The organism is Pseudoalteromonas sp. 20-92, from assembly GCF_030847595.1.
GTDB lineage: Bacteria > Pseudomonadota > Gammaproteobacteria > Enterobacterales > Alteromonadaceae > Pseudoalteromonas > Pseudoalteromonas fuliginea.
Window position 1 is genome coordinate 52,763 of the sequence record NZ_JANJGQ010000026.1, and the last position, 9,132, is coordinate 61,894.

The following is a 9,132-nucleotide window of genomic DNA, read 5'->3' on the forward strand; positions in this document are numbered from 1 at the left end:
ACCTTTAGAAGTTGTAACGCATACCAATATTGTAACGTGCACCTAGCTGTTGTAGGTTCCACAATTGTACTGATGTACGGCCATGTTCGCGGCTGTTTTGCTCGGTAATGTTAAGGCCTTCAACAAAAAACGATAGTTGCTCGCTGTAGTTGTACGCAACATTAAAGTCGATTTGATAATATTCTTCAGTAAAGCCTGGCTCGTTTACGTATCGAGCTGCGCTATTTAAAAACTTATCACGCCAGTTGTAAGCAATACGTGCTTGAAAATCATCGTTTTCGTACATTGCAATAAAGTTAGCTGTATCGCTTAAACCCACTAGTGCAAATTGTGTAGTAGTAGGGTCAGCGTTTACATCAAAGTCTATGTCGCCATTAACTGTGGTGTAGTTTGCTTGCACACCAAAACCGCTTTCACCAAAAAAGTGCTGAAAGGCTATTTCGAAACCATCAATGGTGGCATTTTTATTGTTGGTAGGTACTTGCGCTGTAAATTCTAGTAATGGGTCGTCGCTGTTAGCAATTACATCGTAAGCGGCTTCAAACTCTTCGTAAGTCATAGAGTCAAAGTCAACGCCATTTTCTGTTGCGGCAACCATTTGAAATAAGTTTGAATCGGTTAGAGCAAGTCCGCGAGATTCTAGTTCAGCAATGGCAGCTTGAGCGCGAGGACCCGCTGTTGCATCGCGCAATCCGTAGTAGTTTTGCGTCATGGGAGTTAAACCAATAAAGTTCTCGATGTCTTTAGTGTAATAACCTACCGACACATAACTTGTTTCTGCAAAGTACCACTCAGCCGATACATCAATATTATCTGATTCAAGCGGCACTAAACCAGGATTACCCGTTGACGCTGTCGCCGGTGAAGAGCCTGCTAAAAGAGTAGGGGCACCTGGTACACCAACAGTCGCTGCTGAACTTAAGTTGTCGTAAGTTGGGCGAGCAATTGTTGTGCTATAAGAAAAACGCGCTTTTACGTTTTCAATTACTTCTATGTCAAAGTCAAAGCTTGGTAAAAAGTGATCGTAGCTAGATTTAAGCGTGAAATCTTCTTTAGCCGAGCCAAAACGAACATTAAAGTCGTTATTACCTTCCCACGCTACTGCGTTAGGTAAGTCGATATTAGCCGTTGAGGTAATGTCGGTAGACTCTTGGCGTGCGCCAATTACAATGTTGTAAGGCATATCGCCAATGTAGCCGTTGTAAGTAAATTGCACAAACGCTGCGGTTATATCTTCTTCAATGGTGCGGTTAGTTGCAAATGCGCCATCTGCTGCAAAGTTAAACCCGTATTCTTCACCTGCCCAGTAACCAATTTGCGATGCGCTGCCAGTATAACCTTGGTTGTACGAGCCCGATGTATCGTAGTCGTCAAACTCAGCTAAAAAGTTTGTTGGGTTTAGGTAGCCATCAGGCAGTTCGCCTGGGTTTTCGATACCCCAGTTACCCATTGTATTACGTGTAAGTGATTGCAGTGAATGGCTTTCCATAGAGCGAGACTCTATACCAAAGTCAATTGCACCGTTTTCAATTTCGTATTTACCATGGATTCTAAATTCTGTGATTTCAGATTCTTGGCGAGCAAAGTTAGAATCTAAAATAGACGTACCCACATCAGAGGCATCTAATGTGTTATTACAATTTAGGTTGTTTCGGCGGCAATCATCAAAATCGATACTCATTGATGGAAGTTCGCGGCTAAAATCAACTTCTTGTGCGTTAACTACGTTTGCGCCCAAGCCTGCGTTTACCCAGCTGCCGTAAGGTGCATCTGGTTTGCTAGTGGCTTTTGAATTGTGCGCATCAAACATAAAGCTCAATTCTGAATTGAAATAGTACTCAACGTTTAAACCAATAGAGTCGTTTTGGTTAACTTGGTTTAGCTCTTGAAACGCTAAACCTAAATCGCGTGTTTGCTGATCGCGACGTTCTTCTCGGTAGTAAATAGGGGTTTTTACCGTGTTGTCGTCAAATGTTAGCGCGCTTTTGTAGTTATCCATCCATATTGATTGCTCAGCACGGGCTTCGAATAAATCTTGCTTAGAATAGGTGTAATCCAGCGTGGCGGTTAAATCGTCAATTGGGCTGTACTGCAGCGTTAATTGCGCGTTTGTACGAGTACGTTCTCTGTCGGCAATGGTGTAGCGCAAATCTGATGGCATTGAATAAAGCTGGCCAACAGCGGGTGCATTAGTCAAAACAATATCGTCTGCAGCTTGTGGGATTGTGCCGTCAAAAGCTGATGTATTCCATTGATTTACAAATGCACCTGTTGATGAGCTATCGCGCTGTTGCATACTTGCAGTTAACGAGGCACCAAATTTAGCTTCACTGTCGGTCCAGCTAATTAAGCCCGAAAGCTCTGGTGTTATGTCATCACCAACGCGGTTTGTTGAGTCGTGTAATGCCTTTACGCCAATGCTTGAAACAAAGCCTGGGTTATCAAGTGGGCGAGCGGTATTAATATTAATTGTTGCGCCAATACCACCTGATGCAATACTTGCTTTACCAGTTTTATATACTTCAACCGATTTAACGCTATCAGACGCTAAGTTTGCAAAGTCAAATGCACGAGAGCTGGGTGTACCGCCGCCTGCAGGTAAAGATGCTGCCGGCATTGTACGCCCGTTTAGGGTTACCATATTGTAGTCGGGGCCAAAACCACGAACCGTTACTTTAGAACCTTCACCATTTGAACGATCAATCGACACACCTGTAATACGCTGTAGCGACTCGGCTAAGTTGGTATCGGGGAATTTACCAATATCTTCAGCTGATATAGCATCTACAACACCAGCGGCGTCGCGTTTTATACGAGTCGACTCTTTAATACTGCTTTTATAACCAGTAACTTGAATTACTTCAACATCTGTATTTGCTTCTTGTGCATATACAGGTAAAGAGATTGATGCGCCTAAAATCAGAGATAGGCTAGTGGCTATCTTTGTTTTTCTTACAATATGGTTGGACATTCGGTTTCCCTCGCGCTTTTATCATTATTATTAACAGCTTGTATGGGGCTGTTATTGTGTAGTTATAAACATTGTCAAATGTATGGAAGCGCTTCCAGAAAGGTCTGTTTAACTAGGCTTTGTGGAAGCGCTTCCAGAAATGCTAGTTTAAATTTTGTATAGGGTCAACTATTGTTTTAATAAAATGAGACTAAATTGTTTTTAAAATGTATGTTTATTGGATTTTATATTATTTAAATTATAAATTACAGGTGGTTATAAAAAACCATTTGAAATGGTGGTGTAACAACATTTTATTATAAGGAAGCTGGTTATTGATTCATTTAGTTATTTACACACTGTTATGAGGTGTTTAAATCAGCTTTTAGTAAGGGCTAAAGTTAATAAATCGGCCGTGGTCACTCAACAAAAAATAGGTACATTTGCTAACTTAGCGAAAATGCCGATGTAGTGATTATGTAAAACGCAATTGATGAAAACGCATCAAGCGGCGGTACTATCTCACTTTATGAATAGGTTATTAAAAAACCAATAATTGTTTAAAAAATCGTTAAATAAATCACTAAAAAGTAAGGTAGTTTTTGCAGAATATGGTTTAACCATAAACTTATAAAGTATTACGCATAAGGGAGTTGCGAGTCGCTAGTTTTATCGCTATTTTAAAGGTTCTCTCATAGATGGATTTTTTATGCGCAATAAATTTTTAGCGAGCTTTTATTCTTTTTTCTTATTAGTACTATTTGGGTGTGATGATCAAGTTTCGTCTTCGCAGAAAAAAGCCCATTTAGAGGATTTAGTAAAACCATCTTCAGATTCAAAACAACAAGAACAATTTACTAACGTTGAGGATCCAGTGTTAGTACTAGGGCTAGTTGCAACACATTGTAAAATGAATGAAACCGCTTATATAAACGCTAAGATGCAAAAAGTGCTGCGTAATCCAAGTGAAGATATTGCTTATAAACTTGAGCCTACTGATAACGTACTTTCTATTTGTGTTGCAAAAGACGACTCATCATTGAGCTATCGATTTGGTCGAATTAATGACATAGGGCTTGAAAAAGAAGCTACACCAAGTGCACCATTTGGTAGTTACTACAGGCAAGTAGGGCGTATTGGCGAGAGTATTTTATTTTTTAGTAATGGCGAGTATCATTATTATATTATTAACTCAGGCGGCATGGGCAGTGGTGTAACCGTTAATGTTTATAAAAATAAAACGCTAATAACTGAGCTTTTTTCAGGTAACGATCCTTATGATGACTTTGTTATAGCAACTGATTTAAATTTACCAAAAAAGCTGGTCAGTGAAAGGCAGCCTTTTAATAAGAAAATGCAGTAAATAATGACTCCACAACAGCAAAAGGTGATTGAACAAGGACACTGGTTTAAAAACCGCAGCCCTTATTTAAAAAGCTTTTTATTAACGCAAGGCAAAACGCTCACGCTAAAAGCCCAGCAATCATTATTTTTACGAGGTGATAAGCACGATGGAATTTATGCCGTACTTAGCGGCGTGGTACGTATTAGTGGCGTAAGTAACGAAGGCAAAGAAGCCGTATTGAGTTTTGTAGATACGTCACTTTGGTTTGGCGAAGTTACCTTGTTTGATGGTGGCCTGCGCACTCATGATGTATATGCACAAACTGATGTTGTGCTTTTTTACGTACCCCAACGCGCGCTTGAACAGCTTTTAAATGAACAACCACAATATTGGCAAGAGTTTGGTTTATTACTGGCGCAAAAATTACGCCTTATGTTTACCTCAATGGAAGATCACGCATTATTAAGCGCTGAACAAAAAGTATGTAATCGGCTTTTAATGTTGAGTGAACACACAGAGCATTTAACACCGCTTGTTTTATCTCAGCAGCAACTTGCTGATATGACCTACCTAACGCGCCAAACTATTAATCAAATACTGCAACAACTTGTTAGCCTACAAGCTATTAGCTTGGGGTATCAACGTATTACTATTATAGATAAACAAAAGTTACAGGCCTGTGCTGCACAAGCTTAAATAGGCTGGGTATTTTTAGTTGGAACCAAAATTGCTTAAGATAATGTAATGCAACAATGGATTTGAGCTAATGACAACAATAACCTTTAAAAATCAATATAGTAACTATAACTCATCGAGTATAACTAAAGCGGCAAGTCTGAGCGAAGTTACGGCAACTAATGTCCTCCCTAATGAAGAAACAAGTGATGTTAAAGGCATAAGCTCAGCCCCTCAAGAGCAAACATTTTTAGAAAGCGCGCAAGAAGCGCTGGTTTATCAGCGCTTAGGTGTAAATAAAGACAAGATAGACGAGCTAAAAGCGGCAATAGAAGAACTCACTAAAGAGCTACAAGGTGAGGGCGCAGACCCTGACGCAATTGCTGATAAAATTGAGGAACTTCAAAAAATGATCGATCAAGAGTATCAACAAGGGCGCGAGCGAATTGATATGCAAGGTGAGCATGAGCCGGGTAAAATAATTTCTGCATTTGCTTAATTTACACAATGTCGGATACCTGACATTGTTGTTGTGTCTACTTTTGCTAAAGTAAGTTTTACACATAAAATAAAGGCAAAACAATGAAAACACTTCAACAGCAACTTGGTAAATATGGTTTGTATCATCGTTCTAAGCGTAATGTACTAACGCACTTTTTTGGTATTCCGCTCATTGTATTTGCAGCGTTGTGTTTACTAGCGCGCATTCAAATACCCCTTGGTAGCTTTGTAATTGATGGCGCACAACTTTTTGTATTAGCGTCGGTTGTTTATTATTTTATGCTGAGCTTTTCGCTTGGCTTTATTATGGCCGTGATATTCACTTTACTCCTTGTTGGTGCTCAGCCTATTGCGGCAATGGCGTTTTGGCCGTGGTTGAGTATTGGCGTAGGTGTGTTTGTATTTGGCTGGGTACTGCAGTTTATTGGGCACTATTACGAAGGTAAAAAACCAGCGTTTGTAGATGACCTAATTGGTTTAATTATTGGCCCTTTGTACGTAACTGTTGAACTACTATTTTTAATGGGTTTTTACAAAACATTAGAAGATGAAGTAAACGCAATAGCAGGTCCTACAAAGGCGTAAAATACTTTACTAAGTACCTTTATAAAACCTAATAAATAACAATAAAAGGGCAGATAACGCATGCAATATAATAATAAAACCGTGTGGATCACCGGCGCATCATCAGGTATTGGTAAAGAGCTTGCTATACAATTTGCCGAGCTTGGAGCGCGCGTTATTTTATCGGCGCGCAATGTAGATAAACTAAACGATTTAAAAGCAACGCTTAAAGGCGAAGGGCACTTAGTTGTGCCGCTGGACTTAGCTCAGCCAGAGCATGTACTGAGCACAATTACAGCGAAAATGAGCGAGCTTCCTGCAATTGATATTTTAATTAATAACGGCGGCGTATCGCAGCGTAGCTTATTTTTAGAAAACGACTTTAACGTGTATCGCCAATTAATGGAGGTTAATTACTTTGGCTTAATTGCACTTACTAAAGCTGTATTGCCTTCTATGGTGGCAAGGCGCAGTGGCTCAATTGTGTCTATTAGTAGTGTGGCGGGTAAAGTTGGTTCAAAATTTAGAACAGGTTATTCGGGTTCTAAATATGCGGTTGTTGGTTTTATGGATTGCCTACGTGCAGAAGTAGCACAACATAATATTCATTGTTTAACAATTTGCCCTGGCTCTATTAAAACAGCAATTGCGCATAACTCACTAAACGAGCAAGGCATAGCGCAAAATAAACCAGAAGAGTCGATAGAAAATGGCATGGATGTAAGCGTAGCGGCTACAAAAATGATTTGTGCCATTAGTAATAAAAAAGACGAAGTGATTATTGGCAAAGGTTTAAGTGGTTGGGCGCCTACAATTAAGCGCTTTTTTCCTACTTTGTTTAATCGCATTACCGCAAAAACAAACTATAGGTAGCGTCGTTTATTTCAAAGGCGTAAAATGCCGTAAATTTGATCAAATTAGAAAAGGATTCTAAATGAAGTATTTATGGCTGAGCCTGTTTTTTATTGTATTAATTTGGTCTGGTATTAACCCAAAAGATCAATTTACATGGCTGCTTGAAGTTATCCCCGCAATTATTGGTTTAGTGCTGCTAGCAAGTACCTATAGCCACTTTAAACTTACCCCTATTTTATATACATTTATTTTAGCGCATTGCATAGTGCTGATGATTGGCGGGCATTACACCTACGCCGAAGTCCCTTTTTTCGATAACCTATTTGGTAGTGAGCGTAATAACTACGATAAAGTAGGACACTTTTTTCAAGGCTTTGTACCTGCACTACTAGCACGCGAAATTTTACTGCGCAAAAAAGTAGTAAATGGTCGAGGCTGGTTAATCACCTTTGTTATTTCGGTATGTTTAGCATTTAGCGCGTTTTACGAATTAATAGAGTGGTGGGTTGCAGTATTAAGCGGCGAAAACGCAGAAGCGTTTTTAGGCACGCAAGGTTACGTGTGGGATACCCAATCAGATATGGGACTGGCGTTATTTGGGGCTATTTGCTCGCTATTAGTACTTTCAAAAATACACGACAAACAGCTAAAAAACGTTAAAGATTATTTATAGGCTATAGCAACGTTGAAGACTATTTATAGGAACGTTCTATAGAAATGTTTATAAAAACATTGATAAAAAAGACTATTAACTTATGACCGCAAACATTAGTAACTACTCAATAAGCACAGACAAAAGCAAACTTAACTTTAACGTTATTTATAACTTTATTGCTAATAGCTATTGGGCCAAAGGCATTCCTAAAAGCGTGATGCAATCAGCTATTGATAACTCAATGTGCTTTGGTGTTTACAACGCTCATAACGAACAAGTTGGCTTTGCCCGAGTAGTGACCGATAAAGCAACCTTTGCCTATTTAGCCGATGTATTTATAGCCCCGCACTTGCAAGGAAATGGGCTGAGTAAGTTACTCATTAAAACGATAGTAGAGCACCCTGAGCTGCAAGGGCTCAGGCGCTTTTTATTAGCAACTTCTGATGCACACGGGCTTTATGCACAATACGGATTTAAGCCAATAGACAACCCCGCACTACTAATGCAAATAAGTCCTGAGAATGTGTATGGTAAAAACAATCGTGATACCTATTAAATGGGGGAAGAGTAAATTCCGTCTAATGTTCTTGTTAGCTGTGCATTACACCCAAACATCATCTTCTGCTGTAAGTTCGCTACCTGAATCACCAGTATTAACAACACCTTTAGGTTCAACTATCATGATTTTACATTCTGAAGTTGCTATAGGTTTATGTTCAATGCCTTTAGGGATTACAAACATTTCACCTGATTCTAATGTAACGACTCCATCGCGAAATTCAATGTTAAGGCACCCTTCAATTACAATGAAAACTTCGTCAGTATCCGAGTGATCATGCCATACAAATTCACCTTCTACTTTGACCAATTTAAACTGATAGTCATTCATTTCTGCAATTACACGAGGAGACCAATGATCTGTAAACTTAGTAAACTTTTCTTTAAAATTGATTGCATTATGTTTCATGAAAACTTCTCTATAGCTAGTACAGCTAGCGCCCGCATAAAATGCGGATAATGCTTGGCTAAAATTAGCGAAGAATGAGCGTCAGCCAAGCGTTTGACGTCATTTTTGATGCGCTTGTGTACGCCCGACATGGGCATTGACTTATGAGGTGAAAGTCCTCTGTAGGAAGATCACCGTTTAAATAACACACTGTTATTAAACGATAACTACTAGCGAATGGCAAGGGCTAAATCGCGAGAGATGATTAAACTAGACAGCCACTCCGAAAAAATAAAGTCAATCTAGGCTAGGCTCACTTTTTAGGTTAAGAATTTATCTTTTATTACTCGGTTACTTACTTTTTATCCATAAAATAACTCATTATCACACTTAAACCTAAATTACAGGCATCGTAATAACTGCATGATGCAGTTGTGATTTATTACTGAATAGTTTTACTGAGTAGTTTAAATTTTATGCCAGTAGCTTTTCGCAGTTACTGATATTCGCTCGCCGCTTTCGCTTTAAGTTTCACAATAACTTGCTTGTGAGGCTGGCCTGCCAACTGCGCCATGAAATACGCGCGTAAATTGGGTTGTAAGCTTTAACCAGTTTTCGGGGGAAATATTAACTCTTTCGAG

General features: G+C 39.3%; 9 protein-coding genes and 1 pseudogene. 7 read left to right on the forward strand and 3 right to left on the reverse strand.

The genetic code is table 11. From position 1 onward, the window contains the following. Window positions 1-4 precede the first annotated feature (4 nt). Complete coding sequence (locus NRL14_RS17850; RefSeq protein ID WP_306725278.1) at window positions 5-2,971, reverse strand: TonB-dependent receptor; 2,967 nt, start codon at window positions 2,969-2,971, stop codon at window positions 5-7. A gap of 688 nt (window positions 2,972-3,659) precedes the next feature. Here NRL14_RS17850 and NRL14_RS17855 point away from each other — a divergent pair. The 7 genes from NRL14_RS17855 (at window position 3,660) to NRL14_RS17885 (ending at window position 8,101) form a co-directional block, all read left to right on the forward strand. Further along, entirely contained in the window at window positions 3,660-4,313 is a 654-nt protein-coding gene (locus tag NRL14_RS17855) for a hypothetical protein (RefSeq protein WP_007375480.1), read from the forward strand. 3 nt (window positions 4,314-4,316) lie between these two features. Further along, window positions 4,317-4,991 carry a Crp/Fnr family transcriptional regulator gene (locus NRL14_RS17860; protein WP_149604939.1) on the forward strand — a complete coding sequence of 225 codons (675 nt, stop codon included), beginning with the start codon at window positions 4,317-4,319 and terminating at the stop codon, window positions 4,989-4,991. Between the two features lie 70 nt (window positions 4,992-5,061). Next, window positions 5,062-5,469: a hypothetical protein gene (locus tag NRL14_RS17865; protein ID WP_149604940.1), complete on the forward strand. Its 408-nt coding sequence runs from the start codon at window positions 5,062-5,064 to the stop codon at window positions 5,467-5,469. A gap of 83 nt (window positions 5,470-5,552) precedes the next feature. Next, window positions 5,553-6,056 (forward strand): DUF962 domain-containing protein, encoded by a 504-nt coding sequence (locus tag NRL14_RS17870; RefSeq protein WP_008137888.1) that lies wholly within the window; start codon window positions 5,553-5,555, stop codon window positions 6,054-6,056. Between the two features lie 60 nt (window positions 6,057-6,116). Further along, a complete protein-coding gene (locus NRL14_RS17875; protein WP_306725279.1) occupies window positions 6,117-6,908 on the forward strand; it encodes an SDR family oxidoreductase in 792 nt (263 codons plus the stop codon). A gap of 61 nt (window positions 6,909-6,969) precedes the next feature. Next, the gene (locus tag NRL14_RS17880) at window positions 6,970-7,563 is read left to right on the forward strand and encodes a DUF2238 domain-containing protein (RefSeq protein WP_306725280.1); all 594 of its coding nucleotides are present in this window, start codon (window positions 6,970-6,972) and stop codon (window positions 7,561-7,563) included. An 82-nt stretch (window positions 7,564-7,645) separates the two neighbouring features. Then, window positions 7,646-8,101, forward strand: a complete 456-nt coding sequence (locus NRL14_RS17885) for a GNAT family N-acetyltransferase (protein WP_306725281.1) — start codon at window positions 7,646-7,648, stop codon at window positions 8,099-8,101. A gap of 45 nt (window positions 8,102-8,146) precedes the next feature. On the opposite strand, the gene NRL14_RS17890 is transcribed toward NRL14_RS17885, so the two are convergent. Continuing rightward, window positions 8,147-8,512, reverse strand: a complete 366-nt coding sequence (locus NRL14_RS17890) for a cupin domain-containing protein (protein WP_306725282.1) — start codon at window positions 8,510-8,512, stop codon at window positions 8,147-8,149. 453 nt (window positions 8,513-8,965) lie between these two features. Then, window positions 8,966-9,132, reverse strand: a pseudogene (locus NRL14_RS17895) (transposase); the annotation flags it as partial.